Here is a 20,265-nt window from a genome sequence, read left to right on the forward strand (position 1 = left end):
CGCAGCCACCCCGCGAGAAGCCCTGCATCAGCTACTCTCAGACCAAGAAAACAGCGGTGTTGCATCGACCAGTTGAATCCACCCCCGGTACGCCGGGCGCAATTGTCCGCACGGGCAACAGTTGTCCGCACGGGCGCGATTAGCGGGCGGGGTCGACCGGGCCGGCGATCGGCGGCTGCGGGTCCGACGGCCCGGCCGCGGGCGGCGCCGATACCGGCGGGGCCGGCTGACCGTAGGCGGGCGGCGCTGTCGGCTGGTCGCCCGCGGGGTCACGTGGTGCGTCCACCGGCGGCAGGGGCGCGGACCTCGGCGGGTCGGACGGGTGCGGAGCGGCAGCACCGTCGGGCTCCACGTGTCCGGCCAGCAGGTTGCGGGCCTTGTTCAGCAGCTCCACGTTCACGATCACCTGGTAGTTGCCGGCGATCACCTGCATTGTCGAGGTGAAGTCTTTGCGCCGACGGTTGACGGCGTAGCTGACCAGGCCGAAGAGCATGCCGAAACCGGCACCCATCAGCACGGCGGCGAACACGAACGGCAGGCCGGCCGCATCAGGGGAGAAGATGAAGAACAGCAGGCCGAAGAACACCCCGAGCCAGGCCCCGGATGCCGCGCCGGCCAGCGCCACCCGGCCCCAGGTGAGCTTGCCGGTGACACGCTCAACGGTCTTGAGGTCGTTGCCCAGGATCGAGAGCTGCTTCACCGGGAAGTCGGCCTTGGCGAGGACGTCCACGGCCAGCTGGGCCTCGTTGTAGGTCTCGTACGTCGCCACGACCTCGCCCTTGGGCAGAACGGGGTACAGCGCGGCGGCGGCACGACCGCCGAAGGGGCTCTGATTGCTCATGCAGCCATTCTTCCACGCCCACCGGGAATCCCCGATGAGCTGGCTGTGCATCCGTTGGGAGAATGGCTCGATGATCAGCCAAACGGTTGCGCCGCCCGCCCGGGCCCGCACCGTACCGGAGGTGCGGCTCCGCGCATCCGGCACGGCGGTTGTGGAGCCTGTACAAGCTAAGTTATAGGTGTGGCAAACACCAGAGTCTTCGTCGCCCGCCTGGCCGGGTGCAACGTCTTCGACCCCGCGGGCGACCGTGTGGGCAAGGTTCGCGATGTGCTCGTGGTCTACCGAAAAGACGACCCGCCCCGCGTGGTCGGCCTGATCGTCGAAATTCCCGGCAAGCGCCGGGTGTTCGTCTCCATCGGCAGGGTCACCAGCATCGGCAGCGGCCAGATCATCACCACCGGGCTGATCAATGTGCGCCGGTTCGAGCAGCGCGGCGGCGAGGTGCGCGTGATCGCCGAGATGCTCGGCCGTCGGGTCGCGTTCAACGACGGTACGGGCGAAGCCTCCATCGAGGACGTGGCCATCGAGGAGTCCGCCCAGGGCGACTGGGCCATCAGCCAGCTCTTCGTGCGCCGCCCCAAGATCAGTTCATCGCCCTTCACCAAGGGGGCAACGGCGTTCGCCAACTGGGCCGAGGTCTACGAGAAGGTCACGGCCGGTGAGGCCCAGTCCGCCGAGCAGCTCATCGCCACCTACTCGGACATGAAGCCCGCCGACCTGGCGAACACCCTGCTCGACCTGCCGCGCCAACGCATGTTCGAGGTGGCAGAGGAACTGCCCGACGGCCGCCTGGCGGACGTGCTCGAGGAGATGCCCGAAAGCGAGCAGGTGGGCATCCTCACCCGGCTCGGCGACTCACGCGCCGCCGAGGTGCTCGACCACATGCAGCCGGACGACGCGGCCGACCTCATCGCACAGCTGCCAGAGGAACGCGGCGAGCACCTGCTCGACCTGATGGAGCCCGAAGAAGCCGACGACGTCAGGTTCCTGCTCTCCTACGCTCCGGACACCGCCGGTGGCCTGATGACCACCGAGCCGATCATCGTCTCCGCCGACGCCACCGTCGCTGAGGGGCTGGCCCTCATCCGCCGGCACGACCTCGCGCCGGCGCTCGGTGCGGCGATCTGCGTCACCCTGCCGCCCTACGAACCGCCCACCGGCCGGTTCCTGGGCATGGTGCACTTCCAGCGGATGCTGCGCTACCCGCCGCACGAGCGCCTCGGCACGCTGCTGGACCTCGGTCTGGACCCGGTCACCGCGGACACCTCGGCGGCCGAAGTCAGCCGCATCCTCGCCAGCTACGACCTGGTCTCCGTTCCCGTGGTCGACGAAAACCACCGACTCGTCGGGGTGGTGACGATTGATGACGTGCTCGACTACCTGCTGCCGGACGACTGGCGAAGTCACGACGACGGCGACGAGGTACGCAAACGTGCCACGGCCAGAACCCAGCTGGTAACAGGAAGCATCCCGCTGCCGGGAGTACGGAGGCACGGCAATGGCACGCGCTAACAAGAGCGAACTGCGCCTCGACACCCCCAAGGGCCTGCGCACCACCAACCTCGTCGGTCGTAAGCGCAACGGGCGCAGCAACGACAGGTTCGGCCGGTTCACCGAGGCGATCGCCCGCGGCATGGGCACGCCCTGGTTCCTGCTGGGGCTGAGCGCCCTCGTGGTCTTCTGGGTCGGCTGGAACACCCTCTCCCCCGAGGGCCTCCGTTTCGACTCCATCGAGCTGGGCTTCATCGCGCTCACCCTGGTGCTGTCGCTGCAGGCGTCCTACGCGGCACCGCTGATCCTGCTCGCACAGAACCGGCAGGATGACCGTGACCGGGTGCAGTTCGAACAGGACCGTCAGCGCGCCGAACGCAACCTCGCCGACACCGAGTACCTCGCCCGTGAGGTCGTGGCGCTGCGCTTGGGCATGAAGGACCTCGCCTCGAAGGACTTCCTGCGCGCCGAACTGCGCGCCCTGCTCGACAACCTCGACCAGCGCGACGAACAGGAACGCCGCGAACGCGAGGCCGCCAGGGACCGGGACAGCCGGGAGCTGGAAAGCCGGGAACGTGAGGCCAGTCCCCGCGACAGCCGCGGCACCATCGAGCGCTCCGCCCCGCACGAGGCGCACCCGTTTGACTGACCACCACTCGGCCGACGACAGGGTGCGTGCCGCTCTGACCCGCGTCATCGACCCGGAGATCCGCAAACCCATCACCGAACTCGACATGGTCTCCGACGTCACGATCGACGCCGACGGCGGCGCGACGGTGAGCATCCGCCTCACCATCGCCGGCTGCCCCGCGGCGACCCGGATCGAAACGGATGTGCGCGAAGCCACCGAGTCGGTCGTCGGCGCTGGCCTGGCCCGGGTGCTGGTCTCGGTGATGACGCCGGAGCAGCGCCGGGCCATGACCGAGAAGCTGCGCGGCGGTCAGGGCGCGCGCAGCCTGCAGTTCTCCCCCGACTCGCTCACCCAGATCTACGCCATCACCAGCGGCAAGGGCGGCGTGGGCAAGTCCACCGTCACCGCCAACCTCGCGGTGGCCCTCGCCGCGCGGGGCCTGCGGGTGGGTATCGTCGACGCCGATGTGTACGGCTTCTCTATCCCCGGGCTGCTCGGCTTGGTCACCCCGCCGGCGACCCCCGGCGGTCAGCCCGGCATGGTCAAGCCCACCCAGGTCGGTGACATGATCCTGCCGCCGATCGGCTTCGACGTGAAGGTCATCTCGATCGGCATGTTCGTCGACGACACCTCGGTGGCCGTCGCCTGGCGCGGACCGATGCTGCACCGCACCATCACCCAGTTCCTCACCGAGGTGTACTTCGGCGATCTCGACATCCTGTTGCTCGACCTGCCGCCGGGCACCGGCGACATCGCCATCTCGGTGGGCCAGCTGCTTCCGCACGCCGAGGTCATCGTGGTCACCACACCGCAACCGGCCGCGTCCGACATCTCCGAACGAAGCGGCGCCGTCGCCAGGCAGACCGGCCAGAAGATCTACGGCGTGATCGAGAATATGTCGGGGCTGATGCAGCCGGACGGCACCCTGCTGGAAATCTTCGGCGCCGGCGGCGGCGCCGACGTGGCCGCCCGGCTCTCGGCGGGCCAGGACAGCCCGGTGCCGCTGCTCGGCCAGGTGCCGCTCAGCGTGGCCCTCCGTAGCGGCGGCGACACCGGACTGCCCGTGGTACTCGGTGACCCCGCCGACCCGGCCGCCGAGGCCATCCAGGCCATCGCCGCCACGCTGGCCACCAGGGGCCGCGGCCTGGCCGGGCTGAGCCTGGGCATCAGCCCGCGCTGAACGCCCCCGCCGCTTGTCGGTAAGCCTGTCTAAACTGGCCAGCATGACTGCGCCAACGCTGACCGCAACCGCCCCGGTACTCCCGTTCACCGTCGAATTGGCCCGCGACATCTGCTCGACGACGGGTGAGACCGTGGGCGTCATCGGCCCGTTCACCGGCACAGAGCTGCACTCCCTGCCGGTGAGCAGCACCGTAGATGTGGCGGATGCGTACGCTCGCGCCCGCCTCGCCCAGATCGGTTGGGCCCGCGCGGGTTTCGCGCACCGCCGGGCGGTGCTCTTGCGCGCCCACGACCTGCTGCTCACCCGCCGGGAGAGCCTCCTGGACACCCTGCAGACCGAGACCGGCAAGACCAGGGGGCAGGCGTTCGAGGAGGTCTTCCAGGCCGCCGGCGTCACCCGGTACAACGCCGTAGCCGCCCGCCGGGTGTTGGGCGGGGAAACGCGCCGCTCCGGTCTGCCGGTCCTGGTCACCACCCGGGTGCGCCACCGACCCAAGGGCGTCGCCGGGGTCATCACGCCGTGGAACTTTCCGCTGAGCCTGGCCGCGATGGACGTGGTGCCTGCGCTGGCCGCCGGCTGCGGGGTCGTGCAGAAGGCCGACAACCAGGGGGCGCTGAGCATCCTGCTGCTGCGCCGCGCGTTCATCGACGCGGGCGTGCCCGCCGACCTGTGGGCCGTGGTGACCGGCGACGGCGCCGAGATCGGCGGGGCCGTCACGGCCGGCGCGGACTACGTCTGCTTCACCGGGTCGACCGCCACCGGGCTGCGGGTAGGCGCCCAGGCGGCGAGCACCCTCACCGGGGCGTCGCTGGAACTGGGCGGCAAGAACCCGATGATCGTGCTCGACGACGTCGACCCGCACCGCGCCGCCGCGCAGGCCGCCTACGCCTGTTTCTCCTCGATGGGTCAGCTGTGCGTGTCGATCGAGCGCATCTACGTGCAGCGCGCGGTGTCCGATCAGTTCCTGCGCGAGTTCGTCACGGTCACCCGCGCCCTGATCCTCGGTTCGGCGCTGGATTACAGCACGGATGTGGGGTCGCTCACCTCACAGGCGCAGCTCGAGCGGGTCACCGAACACGTCGCCGACGCTCTCGCCCACGGCGCCACCGTGCAGGCCGGCGGGCGGGCCCGGCCCGACCTCGGCCCGTATTTCTACGAACCGACCATCCTCACCGGGGTCACCCCCGGCATGCTCTGCCACGCCGGCGAGACTTTCGGCCCGGTGGTGGCGGTGTCGGTCGTCGACTCGGAGCAGGAGGCCATCCTGGCCGCCAACGACAGCGACTACGGGCTCAACGCGTCGGTGCTCAGCGGCTCGGCCCGGCGTGGTCTGCGGGTCGCCGAGGCGCTGGAGGCCGGCAGCGTGAACGTCAACGAGGGCTACCGAGGGTCGTTCTCCGCCGTGGACGCCCCGATGGGCGGGGTGAAGGACTCCGGTCTGGGCCGTCGCAACGGACCGGAAGGCTTGCTGCGCTTCGTGAACCCGGTCACCATCTCCCGGGCCACTGGCGTGCTCACTCTGCCCGTCAACGGGCAGCAGTTCGGCCGCATGGTCGGCCCGATGCTCCTCCTGGCGCGCACCCTGAAGGCGGCGAGGCGGCGTTAGCCGCCCGCCGCCGACGCGAGTTGCCCCGCGGCGGACGAGTTGCCCCGGCACAGCCGGGCAACTCGTCCACAATGGGGCAGGTCGCGAGAGGACAGTTAGTTGTTGCCGTCGTTGCCGGTGACGTGCACCGCATAGCCCCAGCAGCCGGCATCCGCCCAGTGATAGTAGTCGCCGCCGCCGGTGTCGCCGTCCAGGGCGAGGGTGAACCCGGCCTGCAGTCCGGGTTCGACGTCTCCGAGCCTGGTCATGTCGACGCCCGCGAATTCACCGTCGACGGTGTGCCTGACGGCGTGCCAGTCGTAACCGGCCTCTGCCATGCACTGGCTGATCAATCCGTAGAAGTACTCGTACTCAGCGGGGGTATCGGGAATGGCATCGGGGTTGGGCGTGCGCACCTCGACGACGTTGCCGTCGCCCTCGGCACCGCTGCCGGATGCGTCACCGCCGGTCGCTTCGTCGCCGGCGGTGCCGTCGGTGTTCGTCGTCTCGTCCGCCACGACGACCTCGTCGGGGGTGTCCGCCCCGGCACCCGTCGCCGCCGCGGCGGCAGTCGGTGTCGCTACCGGCGCGGGAGCCGTCGACGGTGTCGCCGATGGCGTGGCCCTGGCGGTCGGAGCCGATGCTGCTGCCAGCACGTTCGTCGTGGGCCGCGAATCCTGCCCGGCCGCGTAGGCCGTCGCACCCACCGACAGCACGGCGACCCCCGCGACGATTCCCACCATGATGAGACGGCTACGTGTATTGCGCATGATGCGACCTTCCCCCGGGGTATTCAGCAACACGGTGCCGCCCCACTCTCTCTGGCAAGGCTACGCCTGGTCCACGCCGGAGAGCGCTCCACGACTCCCCCCTTCCGGGGCGACCGCGCACTGCAACTCGCGAGTTGCTCCCGTGCGGACGAGGTGCCCCGGCACACCGGGGCACCTCGTCCGCAGCAGGGCAACTCGGCGGCGCTAGGTGGCCTCGGAGTCGAACGGCGCGGGCCCGGTTAGGGCGCCTTCCCTGGCACGCTTCCGCTGCAGGTAGGCACTGTCGGGGTTCGGCCCGGCGCGGCCGACCACGGCGGACTTGCCCTTCACGGGCTCGTCCTCGATGAGGGCTTCACGGATGATCCGGCGCGGGTCATACTGCCTGGGGTCGAGTTTCTTCCAGTCGACGTCGTCGAATTCCGGACCCATCTCGTCTTTCATCCGGTCCTTGGCGCCATTGGCCATGTCGCGAAGCTGGCGCACCAGCCGGCCGAGTTGGGCCGCATAGTGCGGCAACTTCTCGGGTCCGAGCAGGAAGACGGCGATGATCCCGATGAGCAGGAGTTTCTCGAACGTCAGACCGAACATGCCCTCAGAATATCCCCCCGGCGAGGCATCCCCGAACCACGGGCCGCACAGCCGTAGTCTTGACCTAATCATCTACTGGAGTTGCGGAATGTCTGACAAAGATCTCAATTGGAAATTCGCCGACGACTCGGTGGTGGAGAGCGACGCCCTGGCACGAGCCCGGCAGCAGTCCCTCGAGCTCGGCATCGACGCCATCGCCCCCTCGGTGGGCGCGCAGTCGGCCGTCATCGCCGCGGCCACCGGAGCCCGCAGCATCCTCGAGGTCGGCACGGGTGCCGGCGTGTCGGGCATCTGGCTGCTCACCGGTGCTCCCGGTGCCACCCTCACCTCGATCGACATCGAGGTTGATCACCTGCAGCACGCCAAGGCCAATTTCCACGAGGCCGGCATCCCCACCAACCGGGTACGCCTCATCACCGGACGCGCCGCCGAGGTCCTGCCGCGCATGAACGAGAACTCCTACGACATCGTGTTCGTGGATGCCGACCCGCAGTCGGTCATCGAGTACGTCGAGCACGGCCTGCGCCTGGCCCGGCCGGGCGGCACCGTCCTGGTGGCGCACGCGCTCTGGCGTGGCCGGGTGGCCGACCCTGTGCAGCGCGACGACGTCGCCACGGGCTTCCGCACCCTGCTCAACGAGATCGCCTCGTCCAAGGCCGTGATCAGCGCGCTCTCCCCCGTCGGCGACGGCCTGCTCCAGATCACGAAGCTGCGCGCGTAGCCTCGCTCCGGATACAGCAATCGGCTGTGCGGAGAACCGCACAGCCGATCAGCTGAAAACCTGTCTTACAGAATTACTACACGGCCGGGGCAACTACGCCCGCGAGCGCATCGTGAAGCTCCTTGGCTTCTGCGTCGTTCACAGAGACGACGAGCCGACCCCCACCTTCGAGCGGTACACGCACGATGATCAGGCGCCCCTCCTTTACAGCCTCCATTGGTCCGTCTCCGGTCCGTGGCTTCATGGCCGCCATGAACTCCCCTTCCATTCGTAGTCTGTACTCCTATTATCGACCATTCGGCCGTCAGACAGTAATTAGGGCGGGGTCCAATCCGCACCGTCCACGCCCCAACAGAGCAAAAGCCAGCCCCACTGGGCGCAGATCAACGCCAGTGTGACCACAACGCGGTACACGGCGTTTCGCGGCGTGGCGAGCGCTCCGAGCAGCGGGAACATCGGCATCAGCAGCCTGAACACACTCGACTGCGGAAAGAACACCGCGAGCAGGTAGAGCGCGTACGAGGCTACCCAGAGCCGCAGGTCCACACCCAGGCTCTTCACCGCCGGCGAGAACATCACCAGTGTGAAGGCGACGATCAGCGCGACAACGGCGATGATGCCCAGAGGCGACCCCAGCCACCACACCCCGCTCTGGAACCAGGCCGCAAACGGCACCAGCTCCTGGTAGCCGATGTACGCCGACCGCCAGGCCAGTTCGGTGTCGGTGTACGCGGTGACGGACCCCGTCACCAGCCAGGCGATCCCCGGCCAGGCAAGGCCCATCACCCCACTGAAAACGGCCACGAATGAGGCGGTGACAGCTTCGCGCACCGGGAACGGGTCGCGGGCGCGGCTGTACCAGCGGTAGCCGACGTGCAGGGCCAGGAACAGGGCGAAGGCCAGCCCGCTGGGCCGGGTCAGTGCCATCACGGCGATCACAGGCACCAGCACCAGGTAACGCCGCTCCAGCAGGAGCAGCAGGGCCAGGGTGAGCAGCAGCAGGTGCATCGACTCGGCGTAGCCGAACTGCAGCAGCGGCGAGAGCGGGGCGACGCAGAACAGCAGCACCGAGAACAGCGCCGTTGACGGCGTCTGCACCCGCCGCATCAGCCGGTAGAACAGCAGCGCAGTGCCCAGGCTGCAGACCACCGACACGAACACCGCCACCGGCGCCCACGGGGCCCCGGTGACCAGCGTCAGAACCCGCACCACGGCCGGGTAGCCCGGCATGAACGCCCAGGCGTTCTCGCCGACGTGACCGTCCGCGGTGACCGGCAGCACCGACGGGTAGCCGCCGACACCGACGATGTTGTACCAAAGGCCGTCCCACATGGTGGCGAACGCCGTGTAGCCGGGCTTGGCCGGCGTCCAGGCGTTCTGCCCCTGCACGCTGGCCAGCACCAGCACCAGTGAGGTGGTCACCAGCCGGGAGGCCAGCCAGATGACAGAGACTTTCAGCCACCAGGGCACAAGCCGGAAGCGGGCCTGCCAGCGCGCAGGTAGAGCACCGGTGGGGCCTCGGCGAACCGGCAGGGCCGGTGAGCGGGTGTGCGCCACCGGTCAGCCGATGGGCGCGGTCAGCCAGGCGCGCAGGGCGTCCTCGCAGTCGGTGATCTGGGTCAGCGCCACCCGCTCGTCATCGGCGTGCGCCTTGAGCGGGTCACCGGGGCCGTAGTTGACGGCCGGGATGCCCAGGGCGGAGAACCTGGCGACGTCGGTCCAGCCGTACTTGGGGCGCGGCTCCGCGCCGACGGCCTCGAGGAACTTGAGCGCGAGGGGGGCGTCCAGGCCGGGGCGGGCGCCCTCGGCGAGGTCGACCACGGTGATGTCGAAGCCGGCGAAGAGGTCTTCCAGGTGCGCCACGGCCTCCGCGGCCGTGCGGCTGGGCGCGAACCTGTAGTTCACGTGCACCATGCACTCGTCGGGGATGACGTTGCCGGCGATGCCGCCGCTGATCCCCACGGCGTTCAAGCCCTCCCGGTAGACCAGGCCCTCCACCTCCACCTCACGCGGGGTGTAGCCGGCGAGGATGTCCAGGATCGGGGCGGCCTTGTGGATGGCGTTCTCGCCCACCCAGGCGCGGGCGGAGTGCGCCCGCTTGCCGAAGGTGCGCACCTCGATCCGCACGTTGCCGTTGCAGCCGCCCTCGACCTGGCTGTTGCTCGGTTCGCCGAGGATCGCGAAGTCGCCCTCGAACAGGTCGGGACGGTTGGCGGCCAGCCGGCCGAGCCCGTTGAGATCGGCGTTGACCTCCTCGTGGTCGTACCACATCCAGGTCACGTCGACGCTGGTGTCGGCGAGCTCGGCGGCGAGTTTGAGTTGCACGGCAACGCCGGCCTTCATATCCACGGTGCCGCGACCCCAGAGGTAGTCGACGTCGCCGTCGGTCTCGAACCGGGTGGGCAGGTTCTCGTTCAGCGGCACGGTGTCGATGTGCCCGGCGATCACCACGCGCTGAGCACGGCCCAGATTGGTGCGAGCCACGATGGTGTCGCCGTCGCGGATCACTTCCAGGTGCGCGGAGCCGGCCAGGGCGGCCTCGATCGCGTCGGCGAGCGGCGTTTCGTTGCCGGACACCGACTCCACATCGCAGAGGGCGCGGGTCAGCTCGATCGACGAGGCAGACAGGTCGAGGGCGGGAACGGACGGGTCTATCGTTCGGTCGGAAGGCACTGTACCAATCTACGGCTACTAATCTAGAGCCATGGTCACCGCCCCTCCCCCCGCAGAACAGACAGCCGCCACCACTCACGCCTGGGGGTATGGCCTGGCCACGATCGCCGGTGACGGCACCGTGCTGGACACCTGGTTCCCGGCGCCGAAGCTGGGTGCGCTGCCCGCCGACCGCGACCGGTGGATCGTGCCCACCGAGCTGGAAGAGGCCGCCGGCCCCGACGCCCGCCGCAACGTGCGTCTCGAGGCCGTCACCGTCGAGATCGACCTGCAGTCGCCCCCCGCGAGCACATCGGATGCCTACCTCCGCCTGCACCTGCTCTCACACCTGCTGGTCAAGCCGAACACGCTCAACCTCGACGGCATCTTCGGCCACCTGCCCAACGTCGTCTGGACCAACGCCGGCCCGGTGCTGCCCGCCGACTTCGATCGCCTGCGGCCGTCGCTCATGCGCCACGGCATCGCCGCCACGGGCCTGGACAAGTTCCCGCCGCTGCTCAACTACGTCTCCCCGGAGCGGGTGCGCATCGCCGACGCCTCCAGGGTGCGCCTGGGTGCCTACCTGTCCCCCGGCACCACCGTCATGCACGAGGGCTTCGTGAACTTCAACGCCGGCACCCTGGGCGTCTCGATGGTCGAGGGCCGCGTGTCCCAGGGTGTCGTGGTCAGTGACGGCGCCGACATCGGCGGCGGCGCATCCATCATGGGCACGCTCTCCGGCGGTGGCACCCAGCGGGTCACCATCGGGGAGCGCGCGCTGCTCGGCGCCAACTCGGGCATCGGCATCTCGATCGGTGATGACTCCGTGGTGGAGGCGGGCCTGTACGTCACCGCCGGCACCAAGGTGGTGCTGCTGGATGCCGCGCGCACGGCCGACGGCGCCCCGCGCACGGCCAAGGCCAAGGACCTCTCCGGTGTGCCGAACCTGCTCTTCCGCCGCAACTCCCTCACCGGCGCGGTCGAGGTGCTCCCCCGCACGGCCGGCATCGTGCTGAACGCCGCCCTGCACGCCTAACGACCTGCCCAAGAAAAAAGCCCCTTCCCGATGGGAAGGGGCTTTTTCGCATCCGCCGGCTTAGCGCTGCGGGTAGTCGCGGGCGACCGAACCCGTGTACAGCTGCTGCGGGCGGCCGATCTTGGTGGTCGTGTCCAGGTTCATCTCGCGCCAGTGCGCGATCCAGCCGGGCAGCCGGCCGATCGCGAACAGCACGGTGAACATGCGCGGCGGGAAGCCCATCGCCTTATAGATCACGCCGGTGTAGAAGTCGACGTTGGGGTAGAGCTTGCGCTCCTTGAAGTAGTCGTCGTTCAGTGCGATGAACTCGAGCTCCTTGGCGATGTCGAGCAGGTCGTCCTTGACGCCGAGGGCCTCGAGTACCGCGTCGGCGCTCTCCTTGACCAGCTTGGCGCGCGGGTCGTAGTTCTTGTAGACCCGGTGGCCGAAGCCCATCAGGCGCACGCCGGCTTCCTTGTTCTTGACCCGCTCGACGTACTTCTGCACGCCTTCGCCGGAGGCCTTGATCTCGTGGAGCATGGTCAGCACGGCCTCGTTGGCGCCGCCGTGCAGCGGGCCGGAGAGAGCATTGATGCCGCCGGAGACCGACGCGAACAGGTTGGCCTCGGTGGAACCGACCAGGCGCACGGCCGAGGTGGACGCGTTCTGCTCGTGGTCTTCGTGCAGCATCAGCAGACGTTCGAGTGCCTTGCTCACGACGGGGTTCACCACGTACGGCTCGGCGAGGGTGCCGAAGTTGAGCTTGATGAAGTTGTCCACGAAGCTCAGCGAGTTGTCCGGGTACAGGAACGCGTGGCCGATGCTCTTCTTGTGCGCGTATGCGGCCATCACGGGCAGCTTGGCGAGCAGCCGGATCATCGACAGTTCGACCTGTTCGGGATCCTTGGGGTCCAGGGAGTCCTGGTAGTAGGTCGACAGCGCGGAGACGCCGGCCGAGAGCACCGACATCGGGTGCGCGTTGTGCGGCAGGGCGTCGTAGAAACGGCGCAGGTCTTCGTGCAGCAGGGTGTGCCGACGGATGCGGGTGTCGAACGCGCTCAGTTCGGTTGCGCTGGGCAGTTCGCCGTAGATCAGGAGCCACGCGGTCTCGAGAAAGCTGGAATTCTGGGCGATCTGTTCGATCGGGTAGCCGCGGTATCGCAGGATCCCGTGTTCGCCGTCGATGTAGGTGATGGCTGACTTCGTTGCCGCCGTGTTCACGAATCCGGAGTCGAACGTGGTGTAGCCGGTCTGCTTGGTGAGCGTCGCGATGTCGATGCTGGACGGGCCGTCTGTGCTGCCCAGGATCGGGAACTGCGCCGTGCCCCCCGGGTAGGTCAGAGTGGCCACCTGCGGACCCGGTACGGGCCGATCGATGAACTGCGGCTCATTGGATGGTGTTCGCTGCGCGACGTCGCTCACGGCGCCTCCCTGGATTTCAAAGCCTTGCGGCTGTTGGTCTGTGGTGGTCCGCCGCAGCACGCTCGTGGTGCTTGGCAACGATAACCCGCTTACAGCCTATTCCGCCGAGGGGCATACTGTTGCATCCGCCAAGATCGACCAGAGTCCATTGGCCCTAGGTCACAGCCGATTTCGGACCGGGCGCGCCGAGCTTTCCGGCCCGCAGCCGCCCGCCGACCCGACCTCGTGGCTCAGCGGGTCGGGCGGGTCAGGCCGAAGTGATAGGCCTCGTCGAGCACCTCGATCCAGGCGCCCACCCCGGCCTCGGCCGGCAACCGCACCCATTCGCGCATGGTGCGCCGTCCCATCACAACAGGCCGCCCGGTGTGCTGGGAGACCAGCTGGCGCACCCGGGATTCCGGAACCTTGGCGACGAGGTCGCCGTTGCGGCCGATGAACGCGAACACCTTCTCCTGCACCTTCACACCGTCGCCGTTGAAGATCTTTCCCCGCGTCACGGGCGGATGGGCCTGCAGCTCGGACACGAGCGCGTACAGCGCCCCGACGCTCACGCCGTAGCTGTCCTGAGGAGCGCTGTCGTCGACCGGATGCGCGGTGTCAGCCATGCCCTCAGCCTAGGCAGGCCGCCGCTGGTGTCCAGCCCCGGCAATGGAGCCGGGTCAGGACGTGACGAAAGCCCGCAGCCGGGCGGCGGCGGCGTTGATGCGCTCGTCGTCGGCGGTGAGCGAGAACCGTACGTGCCGGGGATAGAAGTCGCCGTAGAACGGGCCGGGACCGGCCAGGATGCCGAGCTCGGCGAGCTGCCGGATCGAGTCCCAGGCGTCGACACCGGCGGTCGCCCAAAGGTACAGGCCGGCCTCGCTGTTCTCGATGCGGAATCCCGCGGCGACCAGCGCCGGCAGCAGCACCTCGCGGCGGGCGCGGTAGCGCTCGCGCTGCACCCTCACGTGCTCGTCGTTGCCCAGCGCGGCGACCATGGCGGCCTGCAACGGGGCGGGCAGCATCAGGCCGGCGTGCTTGCGCACGGTGAGCAGACGGCCGAGCACATCGCTGCTGCCGGCGGCGAAGGCGCCCCGGTAGCCGGCCATGTTGGACTGCTTGCTCAGCGAGTAGATCGCCACGATGTTGCGCGTGTCCCCGTCGGTGACGCGGGGGTCGAGGATGCTCGGGATCGGCTCCGCGTCCCACGGGGCGGCCCAGCCGAGTTCGGCGTAGCACTCGTCATTGACGATCACGGCGCCGAGTTCGCGGGCGCGGGCCACGGCGGCGCGAAGCACCTCGACGGGCAGCACCCGCCCGTCCGGGTTGCCCGGGCTGTTCAGCCAGATCAGCCGCGTCGTCTCCGGCCACTCGGCAGGATCATCGGAGGGGAACGCATCCGCCCCGGCCATGGCCGCGCCGATCGCGTAGGTGGGGTAGGCGGCGCGCGGGTGCACGACGGTGTCGCCCTCGCCGACGCCGATCATGAACGGCAGCAGCGCTACCAGTTCCTTCGAGCCGATGGTGGGCAGCACGTTCTCCTCCGCCAGCCCGGTCACACCGCGGCGACGGGCGTACCAGTCGATGATGGCGTGCTGGAGCGCCGGGGTGCCGGTGGTCTGCGGGTAGGCGTGCGCATCCGTCGCGGAGGCCAGGGCGGCCTGCACGACGGGCGGGGTGGGGTCGACCGGAGACCCGATGGAGAGATCGACGATGCCGTCGGCGTGGGCCCTGGCCTGCTGCGCGAACGGCAGCATCGCATCCCACGGGTACTCGGGAAGTGGTTTGAGCACCTTTAGTGCTGAACCTGGGGCGGGAGCACCGAGATCACCGGGTGGTCCTTGGCGATGACGCCGACCTTGGCGGCGCCGCCGGGCGAGCCGATGTCGTCGAAGAACTCGACGTTGGCCTTGTAGTAGTCGGCCCACTGTTCGGGCAGGTCGTCTTCGTAGTAGATGGCCTCGACCGGGCAGACCGGTTCGCAGGCTCCACAGTCGACACACTCGTCGGGGTGGATATAGAGGGAGCGTTCACCCTCGTAGATGCAGTCGACGGGGCATTCGTCGACGCAGGCGCGATCCTTGACGTCCACGCAGGGCAAGGCGATGACATACGTCACAGTGGCAGGATTCCCTTCACGAACAGAGTGATCAGTCTACGCCGTCGGCCGACGGGCGGGAATTCGGGGCCACGCGATGACGAGGGCGGCGAACAGCGCGGGCGCCATCGACCAGACCGTGCCTGGCACCCCGGCTGGCACCAGCACCGAGCCGCCGGTGCTGCGGAGCGACAGCAGGAACACCGTGGCGACCAGGCCGATCGCCGCGGCGAGGACCACGAGCCTGTCGTGCACAACCAGGCGTAACCCGAGCAGGAGGGTCCCGCTGGCCAGTAGTGCCAGGGTCAGGCCGACAGGGATCGTCAGGGAGCCCAGTTCGATCGTGGTCTGGTGCGCCACAGTGCCGAGAACACCGAAGAGCGCGCCGGCGAAGAGAGCCATCAGGACGGCCAGCAGCCTGGATCCGACCGTTGGCGCCTCGAGCTCGGCCGGCTGGGCGGGGCCGCTACCGCTGGCATAGGTTTCGGTGCCGGTGACGAGGGCCTCGGTGCCGTCGTCAAGACGCACCACCCGGCCGTCCAGCCGCCACCGGCCGGGATACGCGGCCAGGGCCGCCAGTTTCTGGTGAATGTGGTCGCTGACGTCGATCGCGGTGAGCCGCACGCCGGGAACCGCCGACACCCGGCTGCTGAGGAACACCGGCACACCCTGCTCGCCTGCCGCGTCGACGGCGGCCTGGCGCAGGGCCGGGTCCACGGCGGCGGCCACGACGGCGGTGGCGTGCGCTTGGGCGAAGGCCTCGCCCAGCACCGCGCGGCGCTGCGCACCCTGCGGCTCGCCGGCCAGGACCCGCCACTGTGCAGGGTCGGTCTCACCGAGTGCCGCCCGGGCGGCTGCCACATCCGCTGCGCCGGCGGATGCCGGAGTCGGTACGGATGCGTCGCTGTCGTACGGCGTCGCCGACCCGAAGAGCACGGTGACGTCGGCGCCGTCATCCAGGAGCCGGGCGATGGTGCCGCCGGTGTGCAACGATTCATCGCCGGGTGCGTCGAGCACGAAGACCACCCGTTCGCCGTTCCCGGACATAAGCATGGGTGACTCCTGAACAACGTGGACGAGCGCGGTTGGCAAGACGTGCTGCGGCACTGGGGCCGCTGACAAATCTTAGCTGGACACATCCGGCGTTCTTACGTAGAGTGGGTGGGTAAGGTAAGCCTTACCAATTGTTGGCCCCATCACCCCACCCACAACAACCGGGAAGCACTGTGCTCGCAAACTACCTGATCGGCCTGCGCGAAGGACTCGAAGCCGCGCTGATCGTGACGATCCTGATCGCCTATGTGGTCAAGATCGGCCGCCGCGACGTTCTCCCCCGGATCTGGGCGGGCGTCGGCCTCGCCGTGCTTCTCGCCCTCCTGTTGGGCGCCATCCTCACCTTCGGCACCTACGGCCTGAGCTTCGCCGCGCAGGAGACCATCGGCGGGCTGCTCTCCATCATCGCGACGGGGCTGGTGACCTGGATGGTGTTCTGGATGCTGCGCACCGCCCGCGACCTCAAGGGGCACCTGCACGGCAACATCGACAAGCACCTCACCGGCACCGGAATGGGCCTGGTTCTCGTCGCGTTCCTCGCCGTCGGCCGCGAGGGCATCGAAACGGCCCTGTTCATCTGGGCGGCCGTGCAGGCCACCGGAGCGACCACGCTTCCGCTGGTCGGGGCGAGCCTGGGCATCCTCACCGCAGTCGGCCTGGGCGCCCTGATCTACTCCGGCATGCTCAAGATCAACCTGAGCCGGTTCTTCACCTGGACCGGTGCCATCCTCATCATCGTTGCCGCCGGAGTGCTCTCCTACGGGGTGCACGACCTGCAGGAGGCCGGCATCCTGCCCGGACTCAACGCCCTCGCGTTCAACGTCTCCGCCGTGATCCCTCCGGACAGCTGGTACGGCACCCTGCTCAAGGGCACCCTCAACTTCTCGCCGGCCACCACCTGGCTGGAGATGTTCGCCTGGATCGCGTACGTGGTGCCCACCCTGACCCTCTTCATTGTGAAGAGCCGGCAAGCGAAGCCGACGCCGACGCCGTCCGCCGTACTCCCCCAGACCGCACCCGCGGTTGTCACCCACTGACCCCACGCCCCGCACCGCCTCCCTTCTAAGGACCCCCATGCGAGCCCGCCTCCTCCCCCTCGTAGCCGCCTCAGCCGTCGGCTTGCTTGCCCTCACCGGTTGCGTCGCCAACGCCACCGGCAGCGACTCGGCCCAGGCCGCCCTCACCGTCGACAGCAGCGCGGATGCCTGCACGGTGTCGGCCGCCGAGGCGCCGTCCGGCAACCTCAGCTTCACGGTCACCAACTCGGGCGACCAGGTCACCGAGTTCTACCTGCTCGCCGAAGACGGCCTGCGCATCGTCGGCGAGGTCGAGAACATCGGCCCCGGCCTCAGCCGCGACCTGGTCGTTCAGCTCATGCCCGGCCGCTACGTGACCACCTGCAAGCCCGGCATGGTCGGTGCGGGCATCGACCAGAAGGCCTTCACCGTCACCGACTCCGGCACTGACGTCACGGTGGATGCCGACCTGGACGCCCGCATCGAGGTCGCCAACGCCAACTACGCCGCCTACGTGCGCGATCAGGTCGCTCAGCTCCTCACCGGAACCCAGGCCTTCGCCGACGCCTACCTGGCCGGCGACGATGACACCGCCCGCGCCCTGTACGCCCCCACCCGCGCCCACTGGGAACGCGTGGAGACCGTGGCGGAGTCTTTCGGTGACCTCGACCCGCAGCTGGACCTCCGTGAGGCCGACCTCGAGGAAGGCCAGGACTGGACCGGCTGGCACGCGATCGAGAAGGACCTCTGGCCCGCCGACGCGGAGGCCGGCTTCGCCGCGTACACGCCTGAACAGCGCCAGAACCTGGCTACCTTGCTCGTCGCCGACACCACGACGCTGAACGAGAAGGTGCAGGATCTGGACTTCACCCTGTCCCAGCAGACCAACGGCGCGATCGGCCTGCTCGACGAGGTCGCCACCGGCAAGGTCACCGGCGAGGAAGAGTTCTGGTCGCACACCGACCTGTGGGACTTCCAGGCCAACATCGACGGTGCCAAGGTGCTCTACGCCGGGGTGCGCGACATCCTGCTCGAGGAAGACGCCGACCTGGCCGCCGACCTCGACAGCGAGTTCGCCGAGCTGCAGGAGCTGCTCGATGCCCAGCGTGTCGGCGAGGACTTCACCCTCTACACCGACCTCACGCCCGCCGAGATCAAGGCCTTCGCCGACCAGGTGAACGCCCTCGGCGAGCCGCTGAACCAGCTGACCGCAACGCTCGTGCTCTAACATGACCGGCGCCACCAGCTCCGATTCCCCCACCGCAGACGGCCCAGACACCGGCGCGGGTCCGCAGGCACCCCGCGGCCTGTCCAGGCGCGGTCTATTCGGCCTGGCCGGCGTCGGGGTGGCCGGCCTCGGGCTGGGCGTCGCCGGCGACAGGGCCGCGCTGGCCGTCGCGGCGTCCTCTGCACAGACCAATGCCGGCACCGTCTACCCGTTCTATCAGGAGCACCAGGCCGGCATCGTCACGCCTGCCCAGGACCGGCTGCACTTTGCCGCGTTCGACGTGGCCGACGGCACCACCCGCGCCGACCTCATCGAACTGCTGCAGGACTGGACCGTCGCGGCCGCCGCGATGACCGCTGGCCGTGATGTCGGCGACTACGGTTCGGTCAGCGGCCCGTACGACGCCCCGCCGGAAGACACCGGCGAGGCCCTCGGCCTGCCGCCGGCCGGCCTGACCATCACGTTCGGGTTCGGGCCCACCCTCTTCCAGACCGCGGCCGGCGTGGATCGCTTCGGCCTGGCCGCCCGTCGACCGGCCGAGCTGGTCGATGTACCGCATTTCCCCGGCGACATGCTCGAGGAGACCAGGAGCGGCGGAGACCTCTGCATCCAGGCCTGCGCTGACGACCCCCAGGTCGCCGTGCACGCCATCCGCAACCTGTCCCGCATCGCCTTCGGGCGTGCGGCGATCCGCTGGTCCCAGCTCGGCTTCGGCCGCACCTCGTCCACGAGCACCAGCCAGGCCACCCCGCGCAACCTGTTCGGGTTCAAGGACGGCACCGCCAACATCAAGGCCGAGGAGCCGGCCGCGGTGACGGAACACCTCTGGGTGGGAGCCTCCGACGGGCCCGCGTGGCTGGCGGGCGGGTCCTATCTCGTGGCGCGGCGCATCCGGATGACCATCGAAACCTGGGACCGCACCAGCCTGCGCGAGCAGGAGACCGTGATCGGCCGCAACAAGGGCGAGGGTGCGCCGCTATCCGGCGGCACCGAGTTCACCGAACCTGATTTTGAGCTCGCCGGGCGCGCCGACCAGCCGTTGATCGACACCGCGGCGCACGTGCGGCTGGCTCATCCCAGCCAGAACGACGGTATCCGGATGCTGCGCCGCGGCTACAACTTCGTGGACGGCAACGACGACCTCGGCCGCCTTGACGCCGGGCTGTTTTTCATCAGTTTCCAGCGCACCCCCGCCAGCTTCACGGCCGTGCAGCTGAATTTGGCCCGCCACGACGCCCTGAACGAGTACATCCGCCACGTCGGCTCCGCACTCTTCGCCGTCCCGCCCGGAGCAGCCAAGGGCTCCTACGTGGGCGCGCCCCTCTTCGCCTGACAACTGCGTCGGTCGAGCCTGTCGACGCCGTGCTGAGCCTGTCGAAGTGGAGCCGTAGACCGAGCCGCCGGGTCTCGACAAGCTCGACCGACGACGGAGCGCGTTATCAGGCCGGGGCGACCGTGTAGAGCACGCCGTCGGGAGTGCCGGCGATGGTCACGATGTGGGTGGCGTTTTTCAAGGCAACCACGCCGACGTCGCCCACGTTGGCCGAGGCGCTGGTGTCAGGTACGAAGCCGGCATCGACGAGCTTCTGCTCGGCGTCGGCCAGCGGGTCCGCTGCGCCGGAGGCGACCGTGACGACCCAGCCCTGGTCGCCGTTGGTGGTGTTGCCGGCGCCGAACTTGATCTCGCCGTCGATCACGGGGATCTCCGCCGGCCAGCCGTCGGGCAGCGCGCCGCCGAGGCTCACGTCGCCGTCGGTGGCTCCCTGCACGGCGCCGTTCACGGCATCCTGCACCTTCGCGTCGGAGCAGCCGGCCAGCGCCGGCGCTACGGCCAGCACCGCCGCCAGGGCCAGGCCCATCCGCAGCGGCGACATCTTCGTCTTCAATCCAGGGGTCATGGGGTCCTCACGGTGCGGGGCTCCCGCTTGAGCGGGAACGACTGACAAAAAAACGCAGGCACCCCGCGCCGGAAAACCGGAACAGGATGCCTGC

General features: G+C 69.1%; 21 protein-coding genes. 9 read left to right on the forward strand and 12 right to left on the reverse strand.

Features of this window, described 5'->3' with window-relative positions; all coding sequences use genetic code 11:
- Window positions 1-139 precede the first annotated feature (139 nt).
- On the reverse strand, window positions 140-841 hold the full coding sequence (locus tag E3T22_RS03965; protein ID WP_241983588.1) for a general stress protein: 702 nt from the start codon (window positions 839-841) through the stop codon (window positions 140-142).
- Between the two features lie 180 nt (window positions 842-1,021).
- Between E3T22_RS03965 and E3T22_RS03970 the strand changes: the two genes are divergently transcribed.
- The 4 genes from E3T22_RS03970 to E3T22_RS03985 are packed head-to-tail and all read left to right on the forward strand — an operon-like array spanning window position 1,022 to window position 5,752.
- Window positions 1,022-2,353: a magnesium transporter MgtE N-terminal domain-containing protein gene (locus tag E3T22_RS03970; RefSeq protein WP_134480714.1), complete on the forward strand. Its 1,332-nt coding sequence runs from the start codon at window positions 1,022-1,024 to the stop codon at window positions 2,351-2,353.
- Complete coding sequence (locus E3T22_RS03975) at window positions 2,340-2,981, forward strand: DUF1003 domain-containing protein (RefSeq protein WP_088455631.1); 642 nt, start codon at window positions 2,340-2,342, stop codon at window positions 2,979-2,981. The genes E3T22_RS03970 and E3T22_RS03975 overlap by 14 nt, the downstream gene beginning before the upstream one ends.
- The gene (locus tag E3T22_RS03980; RefSeq protein WP_241980345.1) at window positions 2,974-4,143 is read left to right on the forward strand and encodes a P-loop NTPase; all 1,170 of its coding nucleotides are present in this window, start codon (window positions 2,974-2,976) and stop codon (window positions 4,141-4,143) included. The genes E3T22_RS03975 and E3T22_RS03980 overlap by 8 nt, the downstream gene beginning before the upstream one ends.
- A gap of 43 nt (window positions 4,144-4,186) precedes the next feature.
- Window positions 4,187-5,752, forward strand: a complete 1,566-nt coding sequence (locus tag E3T22_RS03985; RefSeq protein WP_134480715.1) for a succinic semialdehyde dehydrogenase — start codon at window positions 4,187-4,189, stop codon at window positions 5,750-5,752.
- Between the two features lie 95 nt (window positions 5,753-5,847).
- On the opposite strand, the gene E3T22_RS03990 is transcribed toward E3T22_RS03985, so the two are convergent.
- Window positions 5,848-6,501: a hypothetical protein gene (locus tag E3T22_RS03990; protein WP_134409529.1), complete on the reverse strand. Its 654-nt coding sequence runs from the start codon at window positions 6,499-6,501 to the stop codon at window positions 5,848-5,850.
- Window positions 6,502-6,705: 204 nt separating this feature from the next.
- On the reverse strand, window positions 6,706-7,089 hold the full coding sequence (locus E3T22_RS03995; protein ID WP_088455627.1) for a twin-arginine translocase TatA/TatE family subunit: 384 nt from the start codon (window positions 7,087-7,089) through the stop codon (window positions 6,706-6,708).
- An 88-nt stretch (window positions 7,090-7,177) separates the two neighbouring features.
- Between E3T22_RS03995 and E3T22_RS04000 the strand changes: the two genes are divergently transcribed.
- Entirely contained in the window at window positions 7,178-7,810 is a 633-nt protein-coding gene (locus E3T22_RS04000) for an O-methyltransferase (protein WP_088455626.1), read from the forward strand.
- A 76-nt stretch (window positions 7,811-7,886) separates the two neighbouring features.
- Here the strand turns inward: E3T22_RS04000 and E3T22_RS04005 are convergent, their stop codons facing one another.
- From E3T22_RS04005 to dapE, 3 genes are all read right to left on the reverse strand, one after another.
- A complete protein-coding gene (locus tag E3T22_RS04005) occupies window positions 7,887-8,063 on the reverse strand; it encodes a DUF3117 domain-containing protein (RefSeq protein ID WP_088457918.1) in 177 nt (58 codons plus the stop codon).
- A 62-nt stretch (window positions 8,064-8,125) separates the two neighbouring features.
- Window positions 8,126-9,232 carry a mannosyltransferase family protein gene (locus tag E3T22_RS04010; protein ID WP_241983589.1) on the reverse strand — a complete coding sequence of 369 codons (1,107 nt, stop codon included), beginning with the start codon at window positions 9,230-9,232 and terminating at the stop codon, window positions 8,126-8,128.
- Window positions 9,233-9,370: 138 nt separating this feature from the next.
- Entirely contained in the window at window positions 9,371-10,483 is a 1,113-nt protein-coding gene (gene dapE / locus E3T22_RS04015; RefSeq protein WP_103459493.1) for a succinyl-diaminopimelate desuccinylase, read from the reverse strand.
- Between the two features lie 31 nt (window positions 10,484-10,514).
- Here dapE and dapD point away from each other — a divergent pair, with 31 nt between their 5' ends.
- Window positions 10,515-11,498, forward strand: coding sequence for a 2,3,4,5-tetrahydropyridine-2,6-dicarboxylate N-succinyltransferase (dapD, locus tag E3T22_RS04020; RefSeq protein ID WP_134480716.1), 984 nt, complete (start codon window positions 10,515-10,517; stop codon window positions 11,496-11,498).
- A gap of 60 nt (window positions 11,499-11,558) precedes the next feature.
- On the opposite strand, the gene E3T22_RS04025 is transcribed toward dapD, so the two are convergent.
- The 5 genes from E3T22_RS04025 to E3T22_RS04045 all read right to left on the reverse strand — a co-directional run bounded on the left by E3T22_RS04025 (window position 11,559) and on the right by E3T22_RS04045 (window position 16,029).
- Window positions 11,559-12,854 carry a citrate synthase gene (locus tag E3T22_RS04025; RefSeq protein ID WP_198414983.1) on the reverse strand — a complete coding sequence of 432 codons (1,296 nt, stop codon included), beginning with the start codon at window positions 12,852-12,854 and terminating at the stop codon, window positions 11,559-11,561.
- A gap of 275 nt (window positions 12,855-13,129) precedes the next feature.
- Complete coding sequence (locus tag E3T22_RS04030) at window positions 13,130-13,504, reverse strand: hypothetical protein (protein WP_134480717.1); 375 nt, start codon at window positions 13,502-13,504, stop codon at window positions 13,130-13,132.
- Between the two features lie 54 nt (window positions 13,505-13,558).
- Complete coding sequence (dapC, locus tag E3T22_RS04035; protein ID WP_134480718.1) at window positions 13,559-14,671, reverse strand: succinyldiaminopimelate transaminase; 1,113 nt, start codon at window positions 14,669-14,671, stop codon at window positions 13,559-13,561.
- A gap of 2 nt (window positions 14,672-14,673) precedes the next feature.
- A complete protein-coding gene (gene fdxA / locus E3T22_RS19210; RefSeq protein ID WP_066594116.1) occupies window positions 14,674-14,997 on the reverse strand; it encodes a ferredoxin in 324 nt (107 codons plus the stop codon).
- 36 nt (window positions 14,998-15,033) lie between these two features.
- Entirely contained in the window at window positions 15,034-16,029 is a 996-nt protein-coding gene (locus tag E3T22_RS04045; RefSeq protein ID WP_134480719.1) for a hypothetical protein, read from the reverse strand.
- A gap of 173 nt (window positions 16,030-16,202) precedes the next feature.
- Between E3T22_RS04045 and efeU the strand changes: the two genes are divergently transcribed.
- Genes efeU through efeB form a run of 3 tightly spaced genes read left to right on the forward strand, consistent with a single transcriptional unit; the run spans window position 16,203 to window position 19,606 of the window.
- Window positions 16,203-17,066: an iron uptake transporter permease EfeU gene (efeU, locus tag E3T22_RS04050; RefSeq protein WP_088455620.1), complete on the forward strand. Its 864-nt coding sequence runs from the start codon at window positions 16,203-16,205 to the stop codon at window positions 17,064-17,066.
- Window positions 17,067-17,103: 37 nt separating this feature from the next.
- Window positions 17,104-18,273: an iron uptake system protein EfeO gene (gene efeO / locus E3T22_RS04055; RefSeq protein ID WP_134409526.1), complete on the forward strand. Its 1,170-nt coding sequence runs from the start codon at window positions 17,104-17,106 to the stop codon at window positions 18,271-18,273.
- Window position 18,274: 1 nt separating this feature from the next.
- Window positions 18,275-19,606 (forward strand): iron uptake transporter deferrochelatase/peroxidase subunit, encoded by a 1,332-nt coding sequence (efeB, locus tag E3T22_RS04060; RefSeq protein WP_134480720.1) that lies wholly within the window; start codon window positions 18,275-18,277, stop codon window positions 19,604-19,606.
- Between the two features lie 106 nt (window positions 19,607-19,712).
- Here efeB and E3T22_RS04065 read toward each other — a convergent pair whose 3' ends face one another.
- Window positions 19,713-20,171: a hypothetical protein gene (locus tag E3T22_RS04065; protein ID WP_134480721.1), complete on the reverse strand. Its 459-nt coding sequence runs from the start codon at window positions 20,169-20,171 to the stop codon at window positions 19,713-19,715.
- Window positions 20,172-20,265: the final 94 nt, after the last annotated feature.

Origin of the sequence: Cryobacterium sp. TMB3-10 (genome assembly GCF_004402305.1) — a bacterium.
GTDB classification, from domain to species: domain Bacteria; phylum Actinomycetota; class Actinomycetes; order Actinomycetales; family Microbacteriaceae; genus Cryobacterium; species Cryobacterium zongtaii.